We start from the raw sequence: 25,889 nt of genomic DNA, 5'->3' as shown, positions 1-25,889 counted from the left end.
AGGGTTTGGTGGTTTCCCGCCGGTCTCATCGTCTCTCCGCGTCGGGCCGGTCCCTCAAGGGCGCTCCCTTCGGTCGCGTCGCTTCGCGATGGCCTACGGCCACCCTTGACCGACCGACCCGCCACGAAAATCCGAAGACCGACGGGAACCCCCCAAAAGAACGGTCACGGGGCAATGGACGAGGGACGGGTGTCTCAGTGACGAGACGAGGGGCCGGGGGCTGCCCAACCAGGCACACGGGCACGCCAAGAGACCTGGGCAGGACCACGAGCGCGGCCAAGGGGGCCCTACCCACCCATCAGGACGACGAGATCAACCGGAGAGGCGGAGAGGCGGGTAGGCGGGTGAGCCATGAACGGACCCTCTCGTTTTGGCTGTGCGCCATCGGAGTGAGACACCGCTTCCCGCGTACCTCTCCCGGAGTTGAACCGGCCGACTCGTCCCTTTCCGGGCTCGCGTCATCCGATCATTTCTAGGAGTAGATATGCGTACGCGCTCTTCCCTCGCCGCCTGTGTCCTCGCTGCGGGCATCCTGCTGGGCGGCGCCGGTGCCGCTCTGGCCGACGATGGCGTCGAGATCGGTAGCGCCTCCCTCGGCCACGCCGGCTTCGCTGCCACCAAGGCCTCGGTCGCCGCCATCCCCGCCGCGTTCGGCCCCGTCTACACCTCGAACGCCACGAAGGAAGGCGAGAAGGAGTGGGCGGACTTCGCCCACCTCGGCGCCAACTGATCCACAGACGTGGCGCGGGAGCGGTCGACGTGAACGTCGGCCGCTCCCGCGCTGTGCGCCGCCCTACGCGTCGAAGTCGTACTCCAGGACGTAGGACGCGGAGTCCAGCGTCATCTCGTTGATCTCGACCGCGCGCCCGTCCTCGGCGAACGCGGTGCGGACGATCCGGATGACCGCCCGCACTCGCCCGCATCGATACCCGCCCTCAGCGCATCGGCGATCCGCCGGCACTTCGGCTGACCGGCCATCGCCCCATTCACGCCCTCTGCGCACACCCGACCGCGTCCGGACGCGAGTTCACCACGAGGGTCCGACGACGTCCAGACCACCTACGACCAGCCCCGGCCGGCCCGCAAACGCCGTCCCACGTGGCGGGCCCAACGGTCTGAAGCGGCCCACTACCTCCCAGGTCGCTCCAGTCGTCCTGACGGGCGGGTAGGGCCCTTGGCCTCGCCCGTGGCCCGGCCGCAGGGCCTCCGGCGTGCCCGTATGCCCAATTGGCCGGCGCACGGTCCCTCGTCTCGTCACTGAGACGCCCGTCCCTCGTCCATTGACCCGTGACCGTTCTTTTGGGGGGTTCCCGGCGGTCTTCGGCTTTCCGGGACGTGCCGGTCGGTCAAGGGTGGCCGAAGGCCATCGCGAAGCGACGCGACCGAAGGGAGCGCCCTTGAGGGACCGGTACGGCACGGGGAGACGATGAGACCGGCGGGAAACCACCAAACCCGCCCTGATCCGGATCAACGAGATCCCGCCCCCACCGGAACCCCGACCCGGCGTCCGGAACCCCGACCACCCGCACCCCGACCCCGGCCCCGCCTCGCAGATCCCGCCCCCGCCCCCTACAGCCAGTCCTCCAACCGCCCTATGCGGTAGCCCTGTTCCTGGATGCTGCGGAGCATGCGCGTGGTCATCTGGGTTTCCGTCGTGCCCTTGAGTTCCGACGGGCCGCGGAAGTGGGCCAGGACGATGTCGCCCGGCTGGAGGGTGGAACCCTCGGCGTACTGGAAGTTGTTGATCTGCATCGACGCGCGCCACAGGACGACCGAGGAGATGCCGCACTCGGCGGCGGCCTTGAGGGTGTCGTCGTTGTAGTTGCCGAACGGCGGGCGGAAGAGCGGCGGGCGCTGGCCGAAGCGCTGTTGCAGGCGGTCCTGCTGGCCGCATATCTCCCTCTTCTGCGCGGCGAAGGGCAGGGTCCGCAGGTTCGGGTGCGTCAGGGTGTGGTTGTTCACCGTGCTGCCGGAGCCGTTGTCGCGGAGCTTCTCGAAGTGTCCGTAGTCCGCGGCGGCCACGTTGTCGGTGAGGAACATACTGATCGGCAGCTTGAGGTCCGCCGCCATCTTCAGGAACTCGGGATCCTTCTCCGCGCCGTCGTCGAAGGTCAGGAAGACGACCTTCTCCTGCGGCGCGACGGGTATTCGGTCGACGACCGCCGCCTTGCCCGGGGCCGCCTTCGGCAGTTGGGGCTTGCGGTCCGGCTTGGGGGCGTACTGGACGGGGGCGGTCAGCCCCCACTTGCGGTACGCCTCGTCCGAGGAACGCGTGGACGAGGAAGGGGACGAGGAGGCCCCGACGGACGGGGAGGCCGTGGGGGTCGCCCCGTCCTGGGTGGCCTTGCGGCCGAGCCGTTCGATGGGATCCACGCTGTTCCCGCACCCCGACAGGGAAAGCGCGAGCGCGCCGGCCGTCAGCGTCCCGGCCAGCAGCCGGCGCGCGTACATCACAGGTAGTCCTCCAGGCGGGCCACGGCGTACCCCTTGTCCGTGACGGTCTTCATGACATGACGGATCATGTCAGGCATCGTGCCCTTCCAGTCCTCCCGTCCCCGGAAGTGGGTCAGGATGATGTCACCGGGGTGCAGGTCGCGGTCCCACTCCCGGTAGTCCATCCGATTCGGGAAGGCCTCGGCGTTCCACAGCGGGACGGCCTTGATGCCGCAGGACTTCGCCGCCATGAGCGTGTCCTGGTTGTAGTTGCCGTACGGCGGGCGGAAGAGCGTGGGGCGCTTGCCGAACGTCTTCTGGATGGTGTCCTGCTGCCCGCAGATCTCCTGGCGCTGCTTCTCGTACGAGAGCGCCGGCATGTAGCGGTGGTTGAGGGTGTGGTTGTTCAAGGTGACGCCGGCGGCCTGCATCTCCTTGAAGTAGGGGTAGTTGTCGCGGACGATGTAGTCACTGAGGAACGCCGTGTACGGGATCTTCAGCTCCTTCATCATCTTGATGAACTCGGGGTCCTTCTCCGCGCCGTCGTCGACCGTCAGGAAGACGACCTTGTCCTCCGTCGGGACCGTCGTGAAGACGGGCGGGAGCTCCTCCTGGTCCTCGACCTCGAAGCCGTCGCGGGTGGTGATCGTCGGCTTCTCCTTCGGCCCCGGCGGGGCGACGAGGGGCGACTTGGCCAGGCCCCACCGCTTCGCGGCGGCGATCCGGGCCTGTTGGGCGGCCTTGAGCCGTTCGGCGACGCTGCCGGCCGCGCCCGCCGCTCCGGTCCCCGCCTCGGCGCCCTTGGCGGGCTTGGACTTGGCCGGCGTCTCGTGCTCCCCGGCGCCGCACCCCGTTCCGAGGGCGGCCACCAGCAGCGCGGCCGCGGCCACCCCGTACCGGCCGCGCGGACGTGCCGCGGACCGGTGACCCATGTGCGCGGTCTTTCCCTTTTGTCGTACTAGCTGCATAGCTGCGGATCTTTACATCGGACAACCGCCCGTCCGGGCCGACACCCCGGCCGACACCACGGCCGGACTCCCCCCTTCCACCGACTGGCCCACAATGGTGCGGTGACCCCCGAAGACTTCGCCGCGCTCCTCGCCCCCGAGGGCCGCGCCCTCCTCGACTCGCTCAGCGACCACGACCCCGCCCAGGAGCTGGCCCTCGCCACCCGGCTGCGCCGCGAGCACCCCGCCCCCCTGGTGTCGGCCGCGCTGGGTCAGGCCAGGCTGCGGCAGCGGGCGGTGGCGAAGTTCGGGGCCGAGGACGCGTTCCGGATGTACTTCACGCCCGGCGGCGGCGAGATGGCCACCCGCGCGCCGGTGGCCGCCTACCGCGCGGGCCGGCTCGCGGAGCTCGGCGTACGCAGCGTCGCGGACCTGTGCTGCGGCATCGGCGGGGACGCCCTCGCCCTGGCCCGGCTCGGGATCCGGGTGCTGGCGGTGGACATCGATCCGTTGACGGTGGCCGTCGCCCGGGCCAACGCCGAGGCCCTGGGCCTGGCCGACCTGATCGACGTCCGGGAGGCGGACGTGACGGACGTCGACGTGTCCGGGTACGACGCCGTGTTCATCGACCCCGCGCGCCGGGGCGGCCGCGGCCGCGTCTTCGACCCGGAGTCCTACTCGCCGCCGCTGTCGTGGGCGGTGGCCACCGCACGGACGGCGAAGTTCGCGGCCCTCAAGGTCGCCCCCGGCATCCCGCACGAGGCGGTGCCGGAGGAGGCCGAGGCGGAGTGGATCTCCGACCACGGGGACGTGAAGGAAGCCGTGCTGTGGTTCGGGACCGCTCCCGGCACCGTACGGGCCACCCTGCTGCCCGGCCCTCGGCAGCTGCACACCACCGACCCGCTGCCCGACCCGGAGGCCGGCCCGGTCGGCCGCTGGCTCTACGAGCCGGACGGGGCGGTCATCCGCGCCCACCTCGTCGCCGAGGTGGCCGAGGAGCTGGCGGGTCGGCTCATCGACCCGACCATCGCCTACGTCACCGCCGACGAGCTACGCCCGACGCCGTACGCCACTGCGTACGAGATCACCGACGTGCTGCCGTTCGGGCTCAAGAGGCTGAAGGCCCTGATGCGCGAGCGCGAGGTCGGCATCCTGACCGTGAAGAAGCGCGGGTCGGCCATCGAGCCGGAGGAACTCCGCAAGAAGGTGAAGCCGCAGGGGCCGAACTCCGCGACCGTGTTCCTGACCCGGGTGGCGGGAGCCCCCTCGATGTTGATCGGCTCGCCCGCCCAGACCCCGGGGGCCTGACGCGGACGCCGGCCCCGCCCGGGTTCCGTCAGTACGCCGTGTCCTGGAGCACCGGCAGGGCCGGGCGGGCCGCCCGTACGGGGCGGCCGGAGCGGGCCAGCCGGTGGTGGTGCACGCCCGCCCGGGCCAACCCCAGCAGGCCGGTGATCCACAGGATCATGCCGAGTCCCACGAACCAGGCGACCTCGCCGTACGTGTGCTCCCCCGGCCGCGCCCCGGCCGCGGCGCCGAACGCCACCCGGAGCCCGATCGCGCCCAGGACGAGCGAGCCGGCCAGCCACACCAGGCTCCGCCCGGGCGCGCGCAGCCCGTCGCCGGTGGCGGCGGGGTCGCGTACCGCTTCGACCCAGGCCCACAGCAGCCGGCTGAGCCGGCGCTCCTGCCGGACGCCGTGGACGAACCAGGACCCGGCCGGTACCAGTACGCCCAGCCCGATCAGGCCGAAGACGAACCCGAAGAAGCACGAGAGCGGATCGCCCGACTCGAAGGCGGCGACGGCCATGCCGACGAAGGTCCAGCCGATCACGAACAGCGCGGCGACGGCCCAGAGCAGCAGCAGCCGTCCCAGACCCAGGCTGCGCCGGCTCAGGTCCGCCAGGAACCGCGCCCGGTCGGCGCGTACGGCGTCCTCGTCCAGCCACTCGCGCAGGTGCGCGGGCGGCGGCGGGGGCGGGAGGTCACGACGAGACATGGACATGACCATAGCGGCCGTCGATACAGCCCCGGCGGAGCCTTCTTCGACCCGCGCTCCAGCCGCCGGCCACCGCGGGCGGGCCGGGGCCGCGAGCGGGCCGGAGGGCCTCAGCCGCCCGTGACCTCCACCGACTCGAACCGCCACCGGTGCACGGCCCGCGTGATCAGGTCGTCGGCCGGTTCCGGCAGCTGCGGCAGGTCCGCCGCCGTGCCCTCGGCGGCCTCCCACCAGGTGACGACGAGCACCCGGTCCTGGCCGGCCCGCAGCACCTCGCGGCGCACCGGCTCCCGGGCCAGGACCTGCGCCCGGGCCCACTCCAGCAGCTCGTTGCCCCGGCCCTCGACGGCCCGGGCCTCCCACATCAGCGCGACGGTGCTCACGAGTACAGGTTGTCCTTGCTGAGCTCGTGCACGTGGTCATGATCGTGTCCGTGGCCGTGCCCGTGGCTGTGCCCGCCCCCGTGCGACTCCCCCGGGACGTGCGGTTCGGTCACCGGCAACGAGGAGTCGGCGGACAGGTCCCAGTCGGAGGCCGGTCGGTTCCGCTTGACCATCTCGGCGCCCAGCGCCGCGACCATCGCGCCGTTGTCCGTGCACAGCTTGGGCCGCGGCACCCGCAGGATGATCCCCGCGTCGTCGCAGCGTTCCTGCGCGAGCGAGCGGAGCCGGGAGTTGGCGGCGACGCCGCCGCCGATCATCAGGTGGTCGACGCCCTCGTCCTTGCAGGCGCGGATCGCCTTGCGGGTCAGCACGTCCACCACCGCTTCCTGGAAGGAGGCGGCCACGTCGCGCACCGGCACCTCCTCGCCCGCTTTCCGCTTCGCCTCGATCCAGCGGGCGACGGCCGTCTTGAGGCCGGAGAAGGAGAAGTCGTACGCCGCGTCGCGCGGCCCCGTCAGACCGCGCGGGAAGTTGATCGCCTTCGGGTCGCCCTCGCGGGCGAGCCGGTCGATGACCGGGCCGCCGGGGAAGCCGAGCTGGAGCACCCGGGCGATCTTGTCGAAGGCCTCGCCGGCCGCGTCGTCGATGGTCGCGCCGAGCGGCCGGACGTCGGAGGTGATGTCCGGGGCCAGCAGCAGCGAGGAGTGGCCGCCGGACACCAGCAGCGCCATGGTCGGCTCGGGCAGCGGCCCGTGCTCCAGCTGGTCGACGCAGATGTGCGAGGCGAGGTGGTTGACCCCGTAGAGCGGCTTGCCCAGGGCGTACGCGTACGCCTTCGCCGCCGACACGCCCACCAGCAGCGCCCCCGCGAGGCCGGGTCCGGCGGTGACCGCGATGCCGTCGAGGTCGCGGGCGCTGACGCCGGCCTCCTTCAGGGCGCGCTCGATGGTCGGGACCATGGCCTCCAGGTGGGCCCGGGAGGCGACCTCGGGCACCACGCCGCCGAAGCGGGCGTGCTCGTCGACGCTCGACGCGATCGCGTCCGCGAGCAGGGTCGTGCCGCGGACGACGCCGACGCCGGTCTCGTCGCAGGAGGTCTCGATGCCGAGGACGAGAGGTTCGTCAGCCATTGCTCTCACTGCTCTCAGTTCGTGCTTGTGCGGGGTCGGTCAGTCGCATCACGAGCGCGTCGGCGTTCCCGGGCTGGTAGTAGCCGCGGCGGAAGCCGATCGGTTCGAAGCCGAAGCGCTCGTAGAGCCGCTGGGCGCGGGTGTTGTCGACCCGGACCTCCAGCAGCACCTCGGCGCATTCGAAGGCGGTCGCGGCGCGCAGCAGTTCGGTCAGCAGCCGGGCGCCGAGGCCGGTGCCCCACTGCTCGCGGGCGACCGCGATGGTCTGTACGTCGGCCAGGTCACCGGCGGAGGCCAGCCCGGCGTAGCCGGCGAGCCGGCCGGTCGCCGGGTCCTCGGCGACGACGTAGCGGCGGGTGGCCTGCGGGCCGCGCGCGTGGGCGAGTTCGGACCAGAACATGCCGGCGGACCAGGCGTCGTCGGGGAAGAGCTGGTGTTCCAGCTCCAGCACCGGGTCGATGTCCCACCAGCGCATCTCGCGCAGCGCGGGGGTCTCGGGGGTCACTTCGGGGTGACCACCTTGTAGTTCTTGGGCACCTGGGCGTCGGGCCGGCGCAGGTAGAGCGGGGTGGGCGGGAGGAACTCCGCTCCCGCCGCGAGCCGTTCGGCGGCGAGCGCCGCGAGGGAGGCGGCCGACTGGTGCTCGGGGGCGCGCGCGTCCGTGAACACCTCGGGGTAGAGGTGGGCGCCCTGGCCCACGGCGGGCAGTCCGGCGACGCGCTCGGCGATGTCGGCCGGACGGTCCACGGCCGGCTCACCGGTCCGGGTGCGGGGGTCCTCGTACCGGGCCCAGTAGACCTCCTTGCGCCGCGCGTCGGTGGCGACGGTGAAGGGGCCCTCGATCCCGGCGGCGCCTGCGGCGTAGGCGAGGCCGTCGAGGGTGCACAGGCCGTGGACCGGGACGCCGAGGACGGAGGCGAAGGTGGAGGCGGTGACGAGGCCGACGCGGAGTCCGGTGTAGGGGCCGGGGCCGACGCCGACGACGATGCCGGTGACGGCTTCGAGCTTCACCCCTGCCTCGGCGAGGACCTTGTCCACGGAGGGCAGCAGGAGCTCCCCGTGGCGGCGGGCGTCGACCTGGTTCGACTCGGCGAGGACGGACTCCCCGTCGTGCAGGGCGACGGTGACGGCGGGCGTGGCGGTATCTACAGCGAGCAAGAGCACGCGAACAGCCTACGACTCCCGGGCCCCCGGGCCTTGCGGCCGGGGCGTCGGGCGGTCCTGCTGCTACCTTTCGACCGGGGTTATCGCACCCAAGTCCGGACGCAGGTCCACAACAGGCGCGGAGAGGTGGAGCAAGGTGGCACGCAGCAGCTCGGGAATCGTGGCCGGGCTCACGGTCGCGGCGATCGCCGCCGTCGGGTTCCTCGGCTACCAGGCCTCGGCGACCGCACCCGCGCTTCCCCCGAAGGCGGCCCCGTCCGCTCCCGCGACACCCGCCCCCGACCAGGCGCAGGCCCAGCAGCCCGCGAAGCCGGGGGCCCTGCCGGCGGAATCCGGGGCCGGGACGCGCGTCGTGTACTCGCTGGCGCAGAAGCGGGTGTGGCTGGTCACGGAGGGGGCTCCGGAGCCGCGGACCTTCACGGTGATGCCGAGCACGGTCAACCCGCCGCCCGGCAGCTACGCGGTCACCTCGCGCTCGGGTTCGGTCACCGGCACCGACGGGGTGCCGATCGAGCACGTCGTACGGTTCACCACCACCGAGGGCATCGCGGTGGGCTTCAGCGCCCGTGTCGACGGCGCGACGCCGGCGCCGGACGCGGGGAAGAAGACCGGCGGCATCCGCATGGCGCGTGCCGACGGGGACGCGATGTGGGCGTTCGCGACGATCGGCGCGAAGATCGTCGTCGTTTCCTGACCGACGCCTTGCCCTGATCCGACGGCGTTCCCTGGCCCGACGCCTTCCGACCGCCCCGCCCGACGCTTCCGCCGCAGTTCACCCGTACGTGGTATCAGGCCGCTTCCGACTCCGGAGCGGCCTGTTCCGCGTGGGGCGCGGGCGCGGCGCCGGCCCTCGGGGCCTCCGGGGCCCGGCCGCGCCACGAGGGCGGGGTCGAGACCGCCGTGGCGGCCGCGCCCGCCGCGAGCAGGACCCGCATGGACACGACGGACGCTCGCTCTGCTCCTGCTGCCGACATGGCTGCCTCCTGGACCCGGGACACCGTACTTAGGTAAACCTAACCAGTGCTGAGTACCATGTGACCACGCAGCCCGCCGCCGGCGCAATGTTTTCCCGACGACTTGTCGGTACCTTTTTTCGCACGGGTCCCCCGAAGGTGCGAGGACCCGCCGCCCCGCGGCTCCTACAGCGGCCCGGCCAGTCCCGTCAGCCCCGCGCCGGCCCAGCGCGCCCCGACGCCGCGCACCGCGACCTCGCGCACGTCGTCCAGGACCTCCTCGTGGCCGACCGCCCGGCCGATGACGACGTGCAGCCGGTCGTCGGAGAGCTCCTCCACCTTGCCGTCGCCCCATTCGACGATGACCACGGACTCGGGCAGCGAGACGTCGAGGTCCAGGTCCTCCATCTCGTCGAGCCCGCCGCCGAGCCGGTACGCGTCCACGTGCACCAGCGCCGGTCCGTCGGCCAGGGGCGGGTGCACCCGGGCGATCACGAAGGTCGGGGAGGTCACCGCCCCGCGCACGCCGAGCCCCTCGCCGAGGCCCCGGGTCAGGGTGGTCTTGCCCGCACCGAGCTCGCCGGTCAGCAGGACGAGGTCGCCGGGGCGCAGCAGGCCGGCGATCCTGCGGCCCAACTCCTGCATGGAGGCGGGCGAGTCGACGGTGATCAGGGTTTCGGCGGCGGTTCCGGCGAGGACCTCAGCGGCCGGGCTGCGCGGCGCTTCCCGCGGTACTTCTTCCATCATGCGTCCCAACGTTAGCCGCTGCGGGCAGGGCCCCCGCGCGCGCCAGGAGGTCGGTCAGCAGCCCGGTCACGATGTCGGGGCGCTCCAGCATCATCAGGTGCCCGGTGTCCTCCAGGACCACCAGCTCGGCGGCCGGCAGGGTCTCCTTGATGGCCACGCTGTGTTCGGGCGGGGTGATCATGTCGCGGTCCGCGGCGATGACGGTGACGGGGACGTCCGCGAACCGCTGGAGCGCGACGGTCTTGTCGTGGATCTGGAACGCCGGGTAGAACGCGGCGACGACGTCGATCGGGGTCGCCTCGATCAGCCGCTCGGCGAACCGGGCGACGCCGGGGTCCACGTCCCGGGAGCCGAACGAGTACATCTTGATCATGCCCGCGAAGAGGTCGGCGGTGGCCCGCCGGCCCCGCTCCACCAGCTCGGTCTGGGAGCCGAGGGCCCGGAGCACGCCGGGGAGCATGCGGCGTACGGCGCCCAGGCCGTAGGCGGGCAGCCCGTACGTCACCTCGTCGAGCCGGCCGCTGGAGGTGCCGACGAGCGCCACCCCGACGACGCGTTCGCGCACCAGGTCGGGGAACTGCTCGGCGAGCGCCATGACGGTCATTCCGCCCATCGAGTGGCCGACGAGCACGAGGGGGCCCTCGGGGGCGGCGGCGTCGATGACGGCCTTCAGGTCCCGGCCGAGCTGCTCGATGGTCACCGGTACGCCCTCGGCCTGGGCGACGCCGCGGGCGCTGCGGCCGTGGCTGCGCTGGTCCCAGTAGACGGCGCGGACGACCCCGCGCAGGGCGGCGCGCTGGAAGTGCCAGGAGTCCTGACCCAGGCAGTAGCCGTGACAGAAGACGACGGTGGCGCCGGGCGCGGCCGGGCGGCGGGTGCGCCGCTTCTTGCCGTCGAGGGCCGATCCGTCGGGCAGTTCGTCGCTCTCGTAGTACAGCTCGGTGCCGTCCTCGGCCCGGCAGGTGCCCTCGGTGCCGCGCAGGGAGCCGTAGTCGCCGGCCGCGTCGAGCGCGAGGCGGGCCTTCATCCGCAGGCCCCGGCCGACGGTGATCCGTTCGACGGCGACACCGGCCGCCGCGCCCGCCGCCAGCACGCCGATGGCCGCGCCGGCCCAGCCGGCCTTGCGCCAGTTCTCGCTCATGCCGTCGCCGTCCTCACTCAGCCGCCCAGGTACACCCGGGGGACCCGGCCTCCGATACGGGTGACGATCTCATACCCGATCGTATGCGCCGCTCGAGCCCAGTCCTCGGCGGTGGGTTCGCCCCGTTCGGCGTCGCCGAACAGCACGGCCTCGTCGCCGGCGCGGACCTCCGCGGCCGCGGGGTCGGATCCGAGGTCGACGACGAACTGGTCCATGGCGATCCGCCCGGCCGCGCGGTGGATCCGCCCGCCGACCAGGACGGGCCCGGCGTCGGAGGCGTTGCGCGGGAAGCCGTCGGCGTACCCGGCGGGGATCAGGGCGAGCGTCGTCTCGGCCTCGGTGACGTGGTGGTGGCCGTAGCTCACGCCGTGCCCGGCGGGGACCGTCTTGACCAGGGCGACGGACGCCCTGACGGTCATGGCGGGGCGCAGGCCCAGCTGGGCGGGGGTGCCGAGTTCGGGCGCGGGCGAGACGCCGTAGACGGCGAGGCCGGGGCGCACGAGGTCGAAGTGGCTCTCGGGGAGGGTGAGCGTGGCCGGGGAGTTGGCGATGTGCCGGACCTCGGGGTCGACGCCCTCCTTCTCCGCGTACGCGAGCATGTCGCGGAAGGCGGCGAGCTGGAGCTGGATGGAGGGGTGGCCGGGCTCGTCCGCGCAGGCGAAGTGCGACCAGACGCCGGTGACCTGGACGGTGCCCTCGGCCTGGGCGGCGACGGCGGCGCCGACCAGTTCCGCCCAGTCGGCGGGCTGGCAGCCGTTGCGGCCGAGGCCGGTGTCGGCCTTGAGCTGGACGCGGGCGGGGCGGCCGGCGGCGCGGGCGGCGGCGCGCACCTCGTCCAGGGCCCACATGGCGCTGACGGACACGTCGATGTCGGCCTCGATGGCTTCCCGCCAGGGGCCGCCCGGGGTCCACAGCCAGCACAGGACCGGTCCCCCGATGCCGGCGGCGCGCAGTTCGAGGGCTTCCTCCGGGGTGGCGGTCCCGAGCCAGTCGGCGCCGGCCTCCTGGGCCGCGCGGGCGCAGGGGACGGCCCCGTGCCCGTAGGCGTTCGCCTTGACGACGGCCATCAGCCGGGAACGGGGCGCCCGCGCGCGCAGTGCGCGCACGTTCTCCCGTACTGCGTCAAGGTCGATCTCGGCGTACACGCGCGTCGGAGTCTCGTTCATCGGGGTCAGTCTCTCAGAACCGCCCCGTACCGCCCGCCCCGCACCGGCCGCGGTACGGGGCCAATCCGGCGCTCCGGGGCAAAACCACCGCGCGGGCGCCGCTTCAGCGCAGGACGTCGCGCCACGCCTCGGGCAGGGCGTGCGCCACCTCGTGGGCCGTCACCGGGGCCCCGGAGGCGGCGCGGCGGGCAGCCAGTCCGTGCAGGTACGCCGCCACCGACCCGGCGTCGACCCCGCCGAGCCCGGCCGCGAGCAGCGATCCGGCCAGCCCCGACAGCACGTCGCCGCTCCCGGCGGTGGCCAACCACGGGGTCCCGGTCGGGTTGGCCCGTACGGGGGCCGCGCCGGAGGCGACCAGCGTCGTCGACCCCTTCAGCAGCACGGTCGCCCCGTACCGCGCGGCCGGCGCCCGTACGGAGGCCAGCCGGCCCGCCTCGACCGCCGAGCGGTCCACCCCGAGCAGGGCCGCGGCCTCGCCCGCGTGCGGGGTCAGCAGGGTCGCCGCCCGGCGTGCGCGCACCACGGCCGGGTCCAGTCCGCGCAGCCCGTCGGCGTCGACGAGCACGGCCGCGTCCTGGTCGGCCAGGGCCGCGGCGACGTCCGCGCCCCGCCCGTCGCCGATGCCCGGCCCGACCACCCAGGCCTGCACCCGGCCCCGGCCGATCAGGGTCTCCGGGTACCGGGCGAGCACGGCCTCCGCGACGGCCGGGGGGCCCACGTACCGGACCGCGCCGGCGCCGCCGCGCAGGGCCCCGGCGACGGCCAGCACCGCCGCGCCCGGGTAGCGGTCCGACCCGGCGACGATGCCGACGACGCCCCGCCGGTACTTGTCGCTCGACGCCGTCGGGGCGGGCAGCAGCCGGGCCACGTCGGCGTGTTGGAGGGCCTCCAGGTCGGGGGCGGGCAGTTCCAGCCCGATGTCGACGAGCCGTACGGCGCCGGCCCGCGAGGCCCCCGGGTCGATGAGCAGCCCGGGCTTGTACGCCCCGAAGGTGACGGTGACGTCGGCCGTGACGGCCGGGCCCGCCGTCTCCCCGGTGTCGGCGTCGACCCCGCTGGGCAGGTCGGCGGCGACGACGAGCGCCCCGTCGGGCACGCGCTCCACGAGGGCGGCGGCGGCCGGCCGCAGTCCGCCGCGGCCGCCGATGCCGAGCAGCCCGTCCACGACGAGGTCCGCCCGCGCCGGGACGGTCGGCGCGAGCCGGCCTCCGGCGGCCAGCAGCGCGGCCAGCCCGCCCGGGTGCACCCGCTCGGGGTCCATCGGCACGGCCGTCACCCCGGCGCCGCGCCGGGCCAGGCGGGCGCCGGCGTACAGCGCGTCGCCGCCGTTGTCGCCGGCGCCGACCAGCAGCACGACCTTCGAGCCGTAGACCCGGCCGCGGCGGCGGGTGAGCAGGCCCGCGCAGACGACGGCCAGTCCGGCCGCCGCCCGCGCCATCAGGGTGCCTTCGGGCAGCCGGGCCTGCAGCTCGCGCTCGGCGGCCCGTACGGTCTCCACGCTGTAAGCAGTACGCATGCTCACCAGCCTGCCCGAAACGGCGGCAGGGAGGCCTAGGCCTCGGCGATCACCACCGCCGACGCGATGCCGGCGTCGTGGCTCAGCGAGATGTGCCAGGACTTCACCCCGAGGGCCGCGGCCCGCGCGGCGACCGTCCCGCGCACGCGCAGCCGGGGCTGTCCGGTGTCCTCCACGTACACCTCGGCGTCGGTCCACAGCAGCCCGCCGGGCGCGCCGAGGGCCTTGGCGAGGGCTTCCTTGGCGGCGAAGCGGGCGGCGAGCGAGGCGGTTCCGCGTCGCTCGCCGCTCGGCAGCGTCAGCTCGGATTCGAGGAAGAGGCGGTGCGCCATGTTCGGCGTGCGCTCCAGCGCGGCGCCGAACCGCTCGATCTCGGCAACGTCAATCCCCACACCGACAATCACAGCAACGAACCAGCCCTACTGATCGCTCACTCCACGGTCACCGACTTGGCGAGGTTACGCGGCTGGTCGACCTCGTTGCCGCGCGCGGTCGCCAGTTCGCAGGCGAACACCTGGAGCGGCACGGTCGCCACCAGCGGCTGGAGCAGCGTGGGCGTCGCCGGGATCCGGATCAGGTGGTCGGCGTACGGGACGACGGCCTCGTCGCCCTCCTCCGCGATCACGATGGTGCGCGCCCCGCGGGCCCGGATCTCCTGGATGTTCGACACGATCTTGTCGTGGAGCACGGACCGGCCGCGCGGGGACGGTACGACGACCACCACCGGCAGGTCCTGTTCGATCAGCGCGATCGGCCCGTGCTTGAGCTCGCCCGCCGCGAAGCCCTCGGCGTGCATGTACGCGAGTTCCTTGAGCTTGAGCGCGCCCTCCAGGGCGACCGGGTAGCCGACGTGCCGGCCGAGGAACAGCACGGTGTTCTTGTCGGCGAGGGAGCGTGCGAGGGCCCGTACGGGTTCCATCGTCTCCAGCACGGTGTCCACGGCGGCGGCGATGTCCGACAGCTCCCGGATCACCGCCCGGATCTCGTCGCCCCACTTGGTGCCGCGGACCTGGCCGAGGTAGAGCGCGACGAGGTAGCAGGCCACCAGTTGCGTCAGGAACGCCTTGGTGGAGGCGACGGCGACCTCGGGGCCGGCGTGCGTGTAGAGCACGGCGTCCGATTCGCGCGGGATCGTGGAGCCGTTGGTGTTGCAGACGGCCAGCACCTTGGCGCCCTGCTCGCGGGCGTGCCGCAGGGCCATCAGGGTGTCCATGGTCTCGCCGGACTGCGAGATCGCGATGACGAGGGTCCGCTGGTCGAGGATCGGGTCGCGGTAGCGGAACTCGCTGGCGAGTTCGGTCTCGCAGGGGATGCGGGTCCAGTGCTCGATGGCCAGCTTGGCGATCATGCCGGCGTGGTAGGCCGTGCCGCAGGCCACGATGACGACCTTGTCGACCTCGCGGAGCACCGAGGTGGGGATGCGGACCTCGTCGAGCGTCAGCAGGCCGTTGCCGTCGATCCGGCCGAGGAGGGTGTCGGCGACGGCCTTCGGCTGCTCGGCGATCTCCTTGAGCATGAAGTAGTCGTAGCCGCCCTTCTCGGCGGCGGAGGCGTCCCAGTCGACGTGGTACGCCCGCACTTCGGCCGGCGCGCCGTCGAAGTCGGTGACCACGACCCCGTCGCGGCGCAGTTCGACGACCTGGTCCTGGCCGAGTTCGATCGCGGCGCGGGTGTGCGCGATGAAGGCGGCGACGTCCGAGGCGAGGAAGTTCTCGCCTTCGCCGACGCCCACCACCAGCGGGGAGTTGCGGCGGGCGCCGACGACGACGTCCGGCTGGTCGGCGTGCACCGCGACCAGGGTGAAGGCGCCCTGGAGCCGCCGGCAGACCCGGCGCATGGATTCGGCGAGGTCCCCGTGGACCGCGAACTGCTCGGCGAGCAGGTGCGCGACGACCTCGGTGTCGGTCTCGGACTCCAGCCGGTGCCCGCGCTCGGCCAGTTCGCCGCGCAGTTCGGCGAAGTTCTCGATGATGCCGTTGTGGACGACGGCCACCCGGCCGGAGTTGTCCAGATGGGGATGGGCGTTGATGTCGGTGGGCCCGCCGTGGGTGGCCCACCGGGTGTGCCCGAGGCCCGTGGAGCCGACCGGCAGGGGCTGTCCGACGAGTTCCTTCTCCAGGTTGACGAGCTTGCCGGCCTTCTTGACGTTGGCGAGTTCCCCGTCGGCCAGCACGGCGATGCCCGCCGAGTCGTAGCCGCGGTACTCCAGCCGCTTCAGTCCGGCGATGACCACATCGAGCGCCGATTGCGCTCCTACGTAACCCACAATTCCGCACATAGGCGGCAGCGTACGCCGATGTCGGCCCCGTGCCCCGTACCCGAACAGGACGAAAACCCCGCTCCGGTGAATCCACCGGAACGGGGTCGACGACCTGTTCGAACGCGGGCGCCGGGTCGGGCGCGGCCGGGTCAGCCCAGCTTCTTGACCTGTGCGTCGACGACGGTCTTCGGCTGCTCGGCCTTCAGGCCCCAGGTGTAGAAGGTGGCCAGCGAGTTGCCCTTGCGCACCACCACGAAGTGGGTGGCGGACTTGTCGCCGTCCTCCAGGTCCATGGGCGCGGAGTAGGACACGGCCTCGTCGCCACCGGTGACGGCGGCGCCCGGCGCGACGGCGCCGAACTTCACCTTGTCGCCGTCCGAGGTGACGGTGAAACCGGCGGCGCAGGCGGTGGCCGCGGTCTTCACGGCGGCGAGGGCCTCCTCGGCGCCCTTGCCGTCGTACGAGGAGACGGTGACCAGGGTCTGGGAGCCGCCGATCGCCTTCAGCGCGGCCTCGACCTTCTCCTCGGCGGTGGCGCTCGCCGGCAGCTCCTTGGGCTTGTCCTTGGAGCCGGTGCGCCCGAGGCCGGTGGCCGCGCCGGGCTTCTGCGACGCCATGATCTGGACCAGCGGCCTGCAGGCGGCGTTGTCGGCCTCGGCCGGCATCGCGACGACCTTGGCGGCGCTCTCCGCCGAGACGACCTGGTCCGCGAGGTCGGCCTGGGTGACGACCAGGGCCGCCACCTCCGCGTCCGACTTGCCCTTCGCGCCCGGCGCGGCCGAGGACGCCGCGCCGGCGGCGGACGCCGACGGCTTGGCGTCCGTCTTGGCGTCGGAGTCGCCCGAACCGCAGGCGGTGACCAGCAGGCCCAGGGACACCGCGGAAGCGGTCAGGACGGTACGACGGACGAGTGCGGTACGCACGATGGATCTCCCCCATGAGTCACGACGAGCAGCAGGGCAGCCCGAGCGGCGCCCCGCTCGGCGGGGCGTGCGTCAGGGCCGCGATGACGATCAATGTACGGTCGCCCGTCGATCGAGCGATCGGGATGGCCGCGCGCCCCGACAATCGTGATGCCGACGAGACTTCCCGGGACTCCGATCGATACCTGTTCGCGCACAACCCTGCGCACTTCCGCCGAAACCATGTCTGACCTGCCCCGATCCGTCCCGGACCGGGCGACGTGACCGACCCCACCACCCACGGACGCCCCCGAGCCCCGACAATGGCCGTGTGATCACATCGCCGACGCGTGGCACGCCGGACCGCGCAACGGAGCGCACCGGCCCCCGCCGGGCCCCCGACGCCTCCCCGTACGTCGACCTCACCCGGGCGGAGTGGAGCGCGCTGCGCGAGCGCACGCCACTGCCCCTGACCGCGGACGAGGTGGAGCAGCTGCGCGGGCTGGGGGACGTCATCGACCTCGACGAGGTGCGCGACGTCTACCTGCCGCTGTCCCGGCTCCTGAACCTGTACGTCGGGGCCACCAGCAACCTGCGCGGCACCCTGAACACCTTCCTCGGCGACGCGGGCAACGGACACGGCGCCCAGCAGGGCACCCCGTTCGTCATAGGCGTCGCCGGTTCGGTCGCCGTCGGCAAGTCCACCGTGGCCCGTCTGCTCCAGGCGCTGCTGGCCCGCTGGCCGGAGCACCCCCGGGTGGAACTGGTCACCACGGACGGCTTCCTGTACCCGATGAAGGAGCTCCAGCGGCGCGGCCTGACCTCCCGCAAGGGCTTCCCCGAGTCCTACGACCGCCGCGCGCTGACCCGGTTCGTCGCCGACATCAAGGCCGGCAAGGACGAGGTGACCGCCCCGGTCTACTCCCACCTCATCTACGACATCGTCCCGGACGAGCAACTGGTGGTGCGGCGCCCGGACATCCTCATCGTCGAGGGCCTCAACGTCCTCCAGCCGGCCCTGCCCGGCAAGGACGGTCGGACCCGTGTCGGCCTCGCCGACTACTTCGACTTCAGCGTGTACGTGGACGCCCGCCCGGAGGACATCGAACGCTGGTACCTGGGCCGCTTCCGCAAGCTGCGCGCGACCGCGTTCCAGAACCCGTTCTCGTACTTCCGCAAGTACACGCAGGTCTCCGAGGAGGAGGCGCTGGAGTACGCGCAGACGATGTGGCGGACCGTCAACAAGCCCAACCTGATGGAGAACGTGGCCCCCACCCGCGGCCGCGCCACCCTCGTCGTGCGCAAGGGACCGGACCACAAGGTGCAGAAGCTGAGCCTGCGCAAGCTGTAGCGGCGCCGGCCGTGGCGCCGGGCCCGCTTCGCTAGGGTGCGGGGCATGCTGCACCTGCGGATGATCACCCCGCCGGACCGGACGGACGCCGTGGTCGCGATCGTCGAGAAGACGGTCGGAACCACCCATCTGGTCGTGCTGAAGGGCGCGGCCCGCGTCCCGCCCGGCGACCTCGTGCTGTGCGACGTCGCCCGCGAGGCCGGCGACGAGCTCCTGCGGGAGCTCCAGGAACTGGGCGTCGACGCGGACGGTTCCATCGCCGTGGAGAACATCGACCTGTCGCTGTCGCGGCGGGCCGACGCGGCCGAGGAGGAGGCTCCCGGCGAGGCCGCCGACGCCGTGCTGTGGAAGCAGCTGACGGAGGCCACCCACGAGGAGTCGACGCTCAGCATCACCTACTGCGCGTTCATGATCCTCGCGACGATGATCGCGGCCTGCGGCGTGGTCCTCGACAACGCGATCCTGATCGTGGGCGCCATGGCCGTCGGACCGGAGTTCGGCCCGCTCGCCGGGGTGTGCGTCGGGGTCGTGCGGCGGGAGCCGCGGCTCGCGCTGCGCTCCCTGTCCGCGCTGCTGATCGGCTTCGCGGCGGCGATGGCCGCCACCACCGTCTTCACCCTGGGCATGGACGCGATCGGCCAGTTCGAACCGGGGATGCTGGATCGGCCCCGCCCGAACACCGGCTTCATCTGGCAGCCCGACCCGTTCTCCTTCGTGGTCTCGCTGCTCGCCGGCGCCGCCGGGGTGCTTTCCCTGACCTCCGCGAAGTCGGGGGCGCTGGTCGGGGTGGCCATCTCGGTGACCACCGTCCCGGCCGCCGCGAACGCGGCCGTGGCCCTCGGCTACGCGGAGTTCGCCCAGATGTGGGGCTCGGTGGAACAGCTCATGCTGAACCTGGCCGGGATCATGCTGGCGGGCGTCCTGACCCTGTACGGGCAGAAAGCACTGTGGCGGACCCAGCGGGGACGCTGGACCCGCCGGGCCAAGGGCGAGGCCCCCGGCCGTTGACGCGTACGGGCCGGCCCGACGTACGGGCCGGCCCACACGCCCTAGCCGAGCGCCGACTTCACGACGTCCGCGAGCCGCCCGGCGACCGCGCGGGCCTGCTCGATGTCGGCGGCCTCCACCATCACCCGTACCAGCGGCTCCGTACCGGACGGACGCAGCAGCACCCGGCCGGTCGTACCCAGCTCGCGCTCGGCCTCGGTGACCGCCGCGGCCAGCTCGCCGGAGGTGGTCACCCGGGACTTGTCCACGTCGGGCACGTTGATCAGGATCTGCGGCAGCCGCGTCATCACCCCGGCCAGCTCGGCCAGGGACCGCCCGGTGGCCGCGATGCGCGCCGCCAGCAGCAGCCCGGTCAGGGTGCCGTCGCCCGTCGTCGCGTGATCGAGGATGATCACGTGGCCGGACTGCTCGCCGCCCAGCGCGTAGCCGTGCTGCTTCATCGACTCCAGCACGTAGCGGTCGCCGACCCCGGTCTGCACGACCTGGATGCCCTCGGCCTCCATCGCCAGCTTGAAGCCCAGGTTCGACATGACGGTGCCGACCACGGTGTTCTCGCGCAGCTGGCCCGCCTCGCGCATGGCCAGGGCCAGCACCGCGAGGATCTGGTCGCCGTCGACCTCGGCGCCGGTGTGGTCCACCGCGAGGCAGCGGTCGGCGTCGCCGTCGTGGGCGACACCGAAGTCGGCGCCGTGCTCCACGACGGCCTGCTTCAGCAGGCCGAGGTGGGTGGAACCGCAGCCGTCGTTGATGTTCAGGCCGTCGGGCGCGGCGCCGATGGTGATGATCTCCGCGCCCGCCCGGGCGAAGGCCTCCGGGGACACGTACGCCGCCGCGCCGTGCGCCTCGTCGAGGACGACCTTGAGGCCTTCGAGACGGTTGGGCAGGACGGCGATCAGGTGGGCGACGTACTTGTCGAAGCCCTCCGTGTAGTCGGAGACCCGGCCGACGCCGGAGCCGGTGGGCCGGTCCCAGGGCGCGCCCGTGCGGTGCTCCTCGTAGACGGACTCGATCCGGTCCTCCAGGTCGTCGGCGAGCTTGTGCCCACCGCGCGCGAAGAACTTGATGCCGTTGTCGGGCATCGCGTTGTGGCTGGCGGAGAGCATCACGCCGAGGTCGGCGCCCAGCGCACCGGTGAGATACGCCACCGCCGGGGTGGGCAGCACACCGACGCGCAGGACGTCCACGCCGGCGCTCGCGAGGCCCGCGACGACCGCGGCCTCCAGGAACTCGCCCGACGCGCGCGGATCGCGGCCGACGACCGCCGTGGCCCGGTGGCCCGCGAAGGTGCCCGCCTCGGCCAGTACGTGCGCCGCCGCCACGGAGAGGCCGAGCGCGAGCTCGGCCGTCAGATCCGCGTTGGCGACGCCCCGTACACCGTCCGTCCCGAAGAGTCGTCCCACTGTTGTCCTCCCGAGTTCACGCTTCGCTTGTGACCGCTAGTGACAGATCTTTGCCGCTTATGGCGGTAAACGAACCGCCCCGGCAGCACGGAGAGTGCTGCCGGGGCGGTTTCGTTGCAGAACAGCAGGCGCAGATTAACGCTTGCTGTACTGCGGAGCCTTACGGGCCTTCTTGAGACCGGCCTTCTTGCGCTCGACCGCACGGTCGTCGCGGGAGAGGAAGCCGGCCTTCTTCAGCGCCGGGCGGTTGTTGTCCACGTCCGCCTCGTTCAGCGCACGGGCGACACCGAGGCGCAGGGCACCGGCCTGGCCGGAGACGCCGCCACCCGAGATGCGGGCGATGACGTCGTAGCGGCCGTCGAGCTCCAGGAGCTTGAAGGGCTCGTTGACTTCCTGCTGGTGCACCTTGTTGGGGAAGTAGTCCTCAAGGGTGCGACCGTTGATCTTCCACTTGCCGGTGCCCGGAACGATCCGGACGCGGGCGATGGCGTTCTTGCGACGACCCAGGCCGGCGGCCGGCTGGGGGTCGCCGAAGCGACCGGCAAGCGACTCGGAGGTGTAGTCGCCCTCGACTGCAACCTCGGACTCGGTGGTGTACTCCTCGACGCCCTCGAACTCTTCGACGGGGGTCTCGGCGGTGGTCTCGGCCACGATGCTCCTCAGAATTTTCTACGTCTTAGGGGGTGGCCGGAACTACTGCGCGACCTGGGTGATCTCGAACGGCACCGGCTGCTGGGCAGCGTGGGGGTGCTGGTCGCCCGAGTAGACCTTCAGCTTCGAGAGCATCTGACGACCCAGGGTGTTCTTGGGGAGCATGCCCTTGATGGCCTTCTCGACGGCCTTCTCCGGGTTGTTCGCCAGGAGGTCGTCGTAGCGCACCGAACGGAGACCGCCCGGGTAACCCGAGTGGCGGTACGCCATCTTCTGGGTCGCCTTGTTGCCGGACAGGTGAACCTTGTCGGCGTTGACGATGATGACGAAGTCGCCCATGTCCATGTGGGGGGCGTAGGTCGGCTTGTGCTTACCCCGCAGGAGGGCAGCGGCCTGGGTCGCCAGACGGCCGAGGACAACGTCCTGGGCGTCGATGACGAGCCACTGGCGCGAGATGTCGCCGGGCTTGGGGCTGAACGTACGCACGCGTATGCCTTCGCTTCTTCAGTGGTGGTATCCCAAGGGCGCAAGCCCCACGGGAAGGTCCTGACAGGGTCACCACGGACGATCACGACAGCCCTCGTTCGCATCGGGGACGCAACCCGTGCGCGAACTGCTGGTCATCGGTCCGGTGGACCGGCGCAAGGCCTTTCACGTGAGAATGAGAAAGCCAATACGCATAACAAACCAGCAGGATACCCAGCAGACCCGAGACGGGTCAAAACGCGGTCCGCGATGCCGATTCTGCTGGCGTCGCGGCGCACTCCGGTTCGGTCCTGGGTGGGGACCCCGCAGTTGTTACAGGAACCAGAGTAACCCGACCCGGACGCAGCACACGACGCGCCAGCAGGAACGCGAGCCCGCACAGGGTCACCGCGTCCCGAAACGCACGCCGCTTGCGCTCGGCCTCCGAGGGCCACGGGATGCCCGCGGTCTGCGGCACCAGGGCCACCCAGAACCAGGGCGTGCGCGGCATCGAGCCCTCCCGCACCCCCGACGCCAGCAGCAGCGGGAGCACCACCAGCAGGTAGTGGTCGAAGGACGGACGCGACACCAGGAATGCGGCGAGCATCACCATGCAGGCCGTCTCCACCAGCCGCAGCTCCCCCGCGTCCCCGTCGGGCCGCCGCCACCGCGTCCACGCCCCCCACAGAACGACCGAGGCCCCCACGAAGGCCAGCAGCACCGCCACCGGCGCCGGCACCCCCAGCCGGGGCAGCACCGCGATCGGCGAGGCGTCCCACGGCAGGGCGTAGGAGTCCTGGCCCTGGAACAGGAACGGCAGCGTCTTGGTGAAGAACAGCGTCGGGTTCGGCATCAGCAGCGCCCCGGCCAGCGACATCCCCACCGGCACCAGGACCGCCACGGCCAGCCCGCGCCACTGCCGGGCCAGCACGAAGAGCAGCCCGATCGGCACCAGCATGGGCTTGCAGGCGATGGCCAGCCCCACCACCAACCCGGCCGCGCCCCACGAGCGCCGGTGCGCCAGCAGCAGCGCCACCGGCAGGGCGGCCGCCGAGATCGCCGTCCAGTTGCCGATCAGCACGAGGTTCGCGTACGGCTTGTAGGCCAGCGCCAACAGGCCGAGGCCACCCACCGCGAACCGGGAGCACAGCGGCACCGAGAACAGGCGCAGCGCCGCCCACCAACCCACCCCGACCAGACCCGAGATGCCCACCGGCAGCAGCCAGCGCAGCACCTCGCGCGGCAGCAGCGCCTCCGGCACCGCCATGATCACGGCGCTCGGCAGGTAGAGGAAGCGTTTGTCCTCGTACGGGGAGATCCCCGCCATCAGGGCGTCGGCGGCCTTGACCACGAAGGCGTTGTCCGAACCCCAGTTGGCGCGCAGGCTCGTCGACACGGCGACGGTCAGCAGGACCGCGAGGGAGGCCACCCGCAGGGACCGGGGCGCCGGCCCGAGCAGCCAGGCGGTCAGCCGGTCCCCCGCCTCCGGGTGGTCCCACTTCATGAGCCAGGTGCTAGGCCGCAGCCCCACGACGCCTCCCCCTCGACCGGCGCGGGGGATGGTCGCCCCTCAGCGCTCGCGCTCAACCCGACGTTCGTCCCGGGCGGGACCGCGTCCGTCGAACGCGCGGCTTCCCCTCAGCGCTTGCGCTCAACCCGACGTTCGTCCCAGACGGGCTCCTGAGTCTCCCTCACAACACCGTCCGAACCGAAGACCAGGTAACGGTCAAATGTGCGCGCGAACCACCGGTCGTGCGTGACGCACAACACAGTGCCGTCGTACGACTCCAGGCCGTCCTGCAGCGCCTCGGCCGACTCCAGGTCGAGGTTGTCCGTCGGCTCGTCCAGCAGCAGCGCCGTGGTGCCGGCCAACTCCAGCAACAGGATCTGGAAGCGCGCCTGCTGGCCGCCCGAAAGCTTCTCGAAGGGCTGGTCCCCCTGGCGCTCCAGCTCGTAGCGGCGCAGCGCGCCCATCGCCTGGCCGAGCGGCTTGGCGGCCTCCGTCCACAGGATGTCCACGAGCGTGCGCCCGAACAGCTCGGGGTGCGCGTGGGTCTGCGCGAAGTGCCCCGGCACCACCCGGGCGCCCAGCTTCCACGTACCGGTGTGCTTGACGTCCTCGCCCGCCATCAGGCGCAGGAAGTGCGACTTCCCGGAGCCGTTCGAGCCGAGCACCGCGACCCGCTCCCCGTAGAACACCTCCAACGAGAAGGGCTTCATCAGCCCGGTGAGCTCCAGGTTCTCCACGGTCAGCGCGCGCACCCCGGTACGGCCGCCCTTGAGCCGCATCCGGATGTCCTGCTCCCGCGGCGGCTCCGGCGGCGGGCCGGCGTCCTCGAACTTCTGGAAGCGGGTCTGCATCGCCCGGTACCGCGAGGCCATGTCCGGGCTGCTCGCCGCCTGGTTGCGCAGCCGCAGCACGAGCGCCCGCAGCCGGGCGTGCTCCTCGTCCCAGCGCCGCTTGAGCTCCTCGAAGCGGGCGAAGCGCTCCTTGCGGGCGTCGTGGTACGTGCCGAAGCCCGCGCCGTGCACCCACACGTCGGAGCCGGTCGGGCTCGCCTCCAGGCTGATGATCTTCTCCGCGGCCTGGGTCAGCAGCTCGCGGTCGTGGGAGACGAAGAGCACCGTCTTGCGGGTGGCCTTCAGCTGCTCCTCCAGCCACCGCTTGCCGGGGACGTCGAGGTAGTTGTCCGGCTCGTCGAGCAGCAGGACCTCGTCCGGTCCGCGCAGCAGCGCCTCCAGGACGAGCCGCTTCTGCTCACCGCCCGACAGCGTGCGCACCTCGCGGTACTGGGCGCTGTCGTACGGGATGTCCAGCGCGGCCATCGTGCAGACGTCCCACAGGGTCTCCGCCTCGTAGCCCTGGACGTCGGCCCAGTCGCTGAGGGCCTGCGCGTAGGCCATCTGCGCGGCCTCGTCGTCGACGGTCAGGATCAGGTGCTCGGCCCGGTCCACGGCCTTCGCCGCGGCCCGGATCCGCGGCTGGGACACCGAGACCAGCAGGTCCCGTACGGTCGTCTCGTCCCGGACCGAGCCCACGAACTGCGACATCACGCCGAGTCCGCCGCTGATGGCGACGCCGCCGCCGTGCGGCTGGAGTTCGCCGGAGATCAGCTTGAGCAGAGTGGTCTTGCCGGCGCCGTTCGCCCCCACCAGGGCCACCACCGAGCCCTCCCCCACGCGGAAGGAGACGTCGGGGAGCAGGACCCGCCCGTCGGGAAGGTAGTACTCCAGGTGATTGGCTTCGAGATGTCCCATGCCGGGCATTGTCCCGGTCCCCCCGCGATCCGCCCAAACGCATAAGCGGATCTCAGCAGCAGCCGGTTCCCGGCAGGGTCCGCAGGTTGCGCGCTTCCTTGCTGCGGGCGGCCAGCAGCTCGTCGGCGGGGTAGCCGACCTCCTCCAGGGTGAGCCCGTGCGGCTTCACCACGTGCACCGAGGAGTCCCGTACGCCGGCGGCCAGCACCTCGCCGGGCCAGGTCACCGGCCGGTGCCCGTCGCCGACGTGCAGCAGGGCGCCCACCAGCGAGCGGACCATGTTGTGGCAGAAGGCGTCGGCGCGCACGGTCGCGGTGACGATGCCGTCGTCGGCCCGCTCCCAGCCGAGCTGCTGGAGCGTACGGATCGTCGTGGCGCCCTCGCGCTTCTTGCAGTACGCGGCGAAGTCGTGCTCCCCGAGCAGCGCGGCGGCGGCCTCGTTCATGGCGTCGACGTCCAGCGGCCACTGGTGCCACAGCACGTGCCCGCGGCGCAGCGGGTCGACCCCGGCCCGGTGGTCGCCGACCCGGTAGGCGTAGCGGCGCCAGATGGCCGAGAACCGGGCGTTGAAGCCCTCGGGGGCCTCGGCGGCCCGCCAGACCCGTACGTCCTGCGGGAGGCGTCCGGCGAGGCGGCGCAGCAGCTTGTCGTGGTGCTCGGCCCACACCTCCTCGGCCAGGTCGAACTGGGCGACCTGCCCGCGGGCGTGCACGCCCGCGTCGGTGCGGCCGGCGACGGTCAGCTCGACGGGGTCCGCGAGCCGCATCACGATCTGCAGCGCCGACTCCAGCTCGCCCTGCACGGTCCGCAGCACGCGCTGCTTCGCCCAGCCGGAGAAGTCCTTGCCGTCGTACGACAGGTCCAGCCGCACCCGGACGTACCCGGGCTCCACCTCGTCACTCACGTGACCGATCCTCTCAGGGGTGTTCCAGGGCCGCGTTCCCGGGCCGTGTTCCCGGGCCGTGTCCCGGGCCGTGTCCCGGGCCGTGTCCCGGGCCGTGTTCCCGGGAGAACG

The 25,889-nt window shown here is 72.5% G+C and carries 27 protein-coding genes and 1 pseudogene; 6 read left to right on the top strand and 22 right to left on the bottom strand.

Annotated features, from left to right (window positions below; genetic code table 11):
* The first annotated feature begins 484 nt into the window (after positions 1 to 484).
* Complete coding sequence (locus ACFY0I_RS00550) at positions 485 to 730, top strand: hypothetical protein (protein ID WP_362881891.1); 246 nt, start codon at positions 485 to 487, stop codon at positions 728 to 730.
* A gap of 63 nt (positions 731 to 793) precedes the next feature.
* Here the strand turns inward: ACFY0I_RS00550 and ACFY0I_RS00545 are convergent.
* From ACFY0I_RS00545 to ACFY0I_RS00535, 3 genes and pseudogenes are all read right to left on the bottom strand, one after another.
* Positions 794 to 904 (bottom strand): annotated as a pseudogene (locus ACFY0I_RS00545) (GntR family transcriptional regulator); the annotation flags it as partial.
* Between the two features lie 665 nt (positions 905 to 1,569).
* Positions 1,570 to 2,451 carry a polysaccharide deacetylase family protein gene (locus ACFY0I_RS00540; RefSeq protein ID WP_388888132.1) on the bottom strand — a complete coding sequence of 294 codons (882 nt, stop codon included), beginning with the start codon at positions 2,449 to 2,451 and terminating at the stop codon, positions 1,570 to 1,572.
* A complete protein-coding gene (locus tag ACFY0I_RS00535) occupies positions 2,451 to 3,365 on the bottom strand; it encodes a polysaccharide deacetylase family protein (protein WP_388888129.1) in 915 nt (304 codons plus the stop codon). Before ACFY0I_RS00535 ends, ACFY0I_RS00540 begins: the two co-directional genes overlap by 1 nt.
* Before the next feature lie 138 nt (positions 3,366 to 3,503).
* On the opposite strand from ACFY0I_RS00535, the gene ACFY0I_RS00530 reads away from it, so the two are divergent.
* A complete protein-coding gene (locus ACFY0I_RS00530) occupies positions 3,504 to 4,688 on the top strand; it encodes a methyltransferase domain-containing protein (RefSeq protein ID WP_388888127.1) in 1,185 nt (394 codons plus the stop codon).
* Between the two features lie 28 nt (positions 4,689 to 4,716).
* Here the strand turns inward: ACFY0I_RS00530 and ACFY0I_RS00525 are convergent, their stop codons facing one another.
* The 5 genes from ACFY0I_RS00525 to tsaB form a co-directional block, all read right to left on the bottom strand.
* The gene (locus ACFY0I_RS00525; protein ID WP_388888124.1) at positions 4,717 to 5,379 is read right to left on the bottom strand and encodes a hypothetical protein; all 663 of its coding nucleotides are present in this window, start codon (positions 5,377 to 5,379) and stop codon (positions 4,717 to 4,719) included.
* Between the two features lie 110 nt (positions 5,380 to 5,489).
* On the bottom strand, positions 5,490 to 5,762 hold the full coding sequence (locus tag ACFY0I_RS00520) for a hypothetical protein (RefSeq protein ID WP_388888122.1): 273 nt from the start codon (positions 5,760 to 5,762) through the stop codon (positions 5,490 to 5,492).
* Positions 5,759 to 6,892, bottom strand: coding sequence for a tRNA (adenosine(37)-N6)-threonylcarbamoyltransferase complex transferase subunit TsaD (gene tsaD / locus ACFY0I_RS00515; protein WP_388888120.1), 1,134 nt, complete (start codon positions 6,890 to 6,892; stop codon positions 5,759 to 5,761). The genes ACFY0I_RS00520 and tsaD overlap by 4 nt, the downstream gene beginning before the upstream one ends.
* Entirely contained in the window at positions 6,885 to 7,367 is a 483-nt protein-coding gene (gene rimI, locus ACFY0I_RS00510; RefSeq protein WP_388889264.1) for a ribosomal protein S18-alanine N-acetyltransferase, read from the bottom strand. Before rimI ends, tsaD begins: the two co-directional genes overlap by 8 nt.
* 26 nt (positions 7,368 to 7,393) lie before the next feature.
* On the bottom strand, positions 7,394 to 8,056 hold the full coding sequence (gene tsaB, locus ACFY0I_RS00505) for a tRNA (adenosine(37)-N6)-threonylcarbamoyltransferase complex dimerization subunit type 1 TsaB (protein WP_362882702.1): 663 nt from the start codon (positions 8,054 to 8,056) through the stop codon (positions 7,394 to 7,396).
* Positions 8,057 to 8,192: 136 nt separating this feature from the next.
* Here tsaB and ACFY0I_RS00500 point away from each other — a divergent pair, with 136 nt between their 5' ends.
* A complete protein-coding gene (locus tag ACFY0I_RS00500; protein ID WP_388888117.1) occupies positions 8,193 to 8,750 on the top strand; it encodes a hypothetical protein in 558 nt (185 codons plus the stop codon).
* Between the two features lie 94 nt (positions 8,751 to 8,844).
* Here the strand turns inward: ACFY0I_RS00500 and ACFY0I_RS00495 are convergent, their stop codons facing one another.
* The 8 genes from ACFY0I_RS00495 to ACFY0I_RS00460 form a co-directional block, all read right to left on the bottom strand.
* A complete protein-coding gene (locus tag ACFY0I_RS00495; protein WP_388888114.1) occupies positions 8,845 to 9,030 on the bottom strand; it encodes a hypothetical protein in 186 nt (61 codons plus the stop codon).
* A gap of 165 nt (positions 9,031 to 9,195) precedes the next feature.
* A complete protein-coding gene (gene tsaE / locus ACFY0I_RS00490; protein WP_388889262.1) occupies positions 9,196 to 9,753 on the bottom strand; it encodes a tRNA (adenosine(37)-N6)-threonylcarbamoyltransferase complex ATPase subunit type 1 TsaE in 558 nt (185 codons plus the stop codon).
* Positions 9,710 to 10,897: an alpha/beta fold hydrolase gene (locus ACFY0I_RS00485; RefSeq protein ID WP_388888111.1), complete on the bottom strand. Its 1,188-nt coding sequence runs from the start codon at positions 10,895 to 10,897 to the stop codon at positions 9,710 to 9,712. Before ACFY0I_RS00485 ends, tsaE begins: the two co-directional genes overlap by 44 nt.
* A gap of 17 nt (positions 10,898 to 10,914) precedes the next feature.
* The gene (gene alr / locus ACFY0I_RS00480) at positions 10,915 to 12,063 is read right to left on the bottom strand and encodes an alanine racemase (RefSeq protein ID WP_388888108.1); all 1,149 of its coding nucleotides are present in this window, start codon (positions 12,061 to 12,063) and stop codon (positions 10,915 to 10,917) included.
* Positions 12,064 to 12,166: 103 nt separating this feature from the next.
* Positions 12,167 to 13,579, bottom strand: coding sequence for an NAD(P)H-hydrate dehydratase (locus tag ACFY0I_RS00475; protein ID WP_388888105.1), 1,413 nt, complete (start codon positions 13,577 to 13,579; stop codon positions 12,167 to 12,169).
* A gap of 35 nt (positions 13,580 to 13,614) precedes the next feature.
* Positions 13,615 to 13,983, bottom strand: coding sequence for a holo-ACP synthase (locus ACFY0I_RS00470; protein WP_388888102.1), 369 nt, complete (start codon positions 13,981 to 13,983; stop codon positions 13,615 to 13,617).
* 26 nt (positions 13,984 to 14,009) lie between these two features.
* Positions 14,010 to 15,857, bottom strand: a complete 1,848-nt coding sequence (gene glmS / locus ACFY0I_RS00465) for a glutamine--fructose-6-phosphate transaminase (isomerizing) (RefSeq protein ID WP_388888099.1) — start codon at positions 15,855 to 15,857, stop codon at positions 14,010 to 14,012.
* Positions 15,858 to 15,988: 131 nt separating this feature from the next.
* Positions 15,989 to 16,762 (bottom strand): hypothetical protein, encoded by a 774-nt coding sequence (locus ACFY0I_RS00460; RefSeq protein ID WP_388888097.1) that lies wholly within the window; start codon positions 16,760 to 16,762, stop codon positions 15,989 to 15,991.
* A gap of 14 nt (positions 16,763 to 16,776) precedes the next feature.
* Between ACFY0I_RS00460 and ACFY0I_RS00455 the strand changes: the two genes are divergently transcribed.
* The 3 genes from ACFY0I_RS00455 (at position 16,777) to ACFY0I_RS00445 (ending at position 19,100) form a co-directional block, all read left to right on the top strand.
* The gene (locus tag ACFY0I_RS00455; RefSeq protein ID WP_388888095.1) at positions 16,777 to 16,992 is read left to right on the top strand and encodes a hypothetical protein; all 216 of its coding nucleotides are present in this window, start codon (positions 16,777 to 16,779) and stop codon (positions 16,990 to 16,992) included.
* Positions 16,993 to 17,072: 80 nt separating this feature from the next.
* A complete protein-coding gene (gene coaA, locus ACFY0I_RS00450) occupies positions 17,073 to 18,092 on the top strand; it encodes a type I pantothenate kinase (RefSeq protein ID WP_388888092.1) in 1,020 nt (339 codons plus the stop codon).
* Positions 18,093 to 18,137: 45 nt separating this feature from the next.
* Positions 18,138 to 19,100 carry a DUF389 domain-containing protein gene (locus tag ACFY0I_RS00445; RefSeq protein ID WP_388888089.1) on the top strand — a complete coding sequence of 321 codons (963 nt, stop codon included), beginning with the start codon at positions 18,138 to 18,140 and terminating at the stop codon, positions 19,098 to 19,100.
* A 41-nt stretch (positions 19,101 to 19,141) separates the two neighbouring features.
* On the opposite strand, the gene glmM is transcribed toward ACFY0I_RS00445, so the two are convergent.
* From glmM to truA, 6 genes are all read right to left on the bottom strand, one after another.
* Positions 19,142 to 20,500 carry a phosphoglucosamine mutase gene (gene glmM, locus ACFY0I_RS00440; protein ID WP_388888087.1) on the bottom strand — a complete coding sequence of 453 codons (1,359 nt, stop codon included), beginning with the start codon at positions 20,498 to 20,500 and terminating at the stop codon, positions 19,142 to 19,144.
* 135 nt (positions 20,501 to 20,635) lie between these two features.
* Positions 20,636 to 21,151: a 30S ribosomal protein S9 gene (gene rpsI, locus ACFY0I_RS00435; RefSeq protein WP_388888084.1), complete on the bottom strand. Its 516-nt coding sequence runs from the start codon at positions 21,149 to 21,151 to the stop codon at positions 20,636 to 20,638.
* A 42-nt stretch (positions 21,152 to 21,193) separates the two neighbouring features.
* Entirely contained in the window at positions 21,194 to 21,637 is a 444-nt protein-coding gene (gene rplM, locus ACFY0I_RS00430; protein WP_073912858.1) for a 50S ribosomal protein L13, read from the bottom strand.
* 232 nt (positions 21,638 to 21,869) lie between these two features.
* The gene (locus tag ACFY0I_RS00425) at positions 21,870 to 23,147 is read right to left on the bottom strand and encodes a glycosyltransferase family 87 protein (protein ID WP_388888081.1); all 1,278 of its coding nucleotides are present in this window, start codon (positions 23,145 to 23,147) and stop codon (positions 21,870 to 21,872) included.
* Between the two features lie 107 nt (positions 23,148 to 23,254).
* Positions 23,255 to 24,883, bottom strand: coding sequence for an ABC-F family ATP-binding cassette domain-containing protein (locus tag ACFY0I_RS00420; RefSeq protein WP_388888078.1), 1,629 nt, complete (start codon positions 24,881 to 24,883; stop codon positions 23,255 to 23,257).
* A 43-nt stretch (positions 24,884 to 24,926) separates the two neighbouring features.
* Entirely contained in the window at positions 24,927 to 25,778 is an 852-nt protein-coding gene (truA, locus tag ACFY0I_RS00415) for a tRNA pseudouridine(38-40) synthase TruA (protein WP_388888074.1), read from the bottom strand.
* Positions 25,779 to 25,889: the final 111 nt, after the last annotated feature.

This window comes from Streptomyces sp. NPDC001568, from assembly GCF_042893755.1.
Taxonomy (GTDB): domain Bacteria; phylum Actinomycetota; class Actinomycetes; order Streptomycetales; family Streptomycetaceae; genus Streptomyces.
The sequence above is the reverse complement of the archived record's forward strand: the minus strand, read 5'-3'. Positions and strand labels throughout refer to the sequence as shown.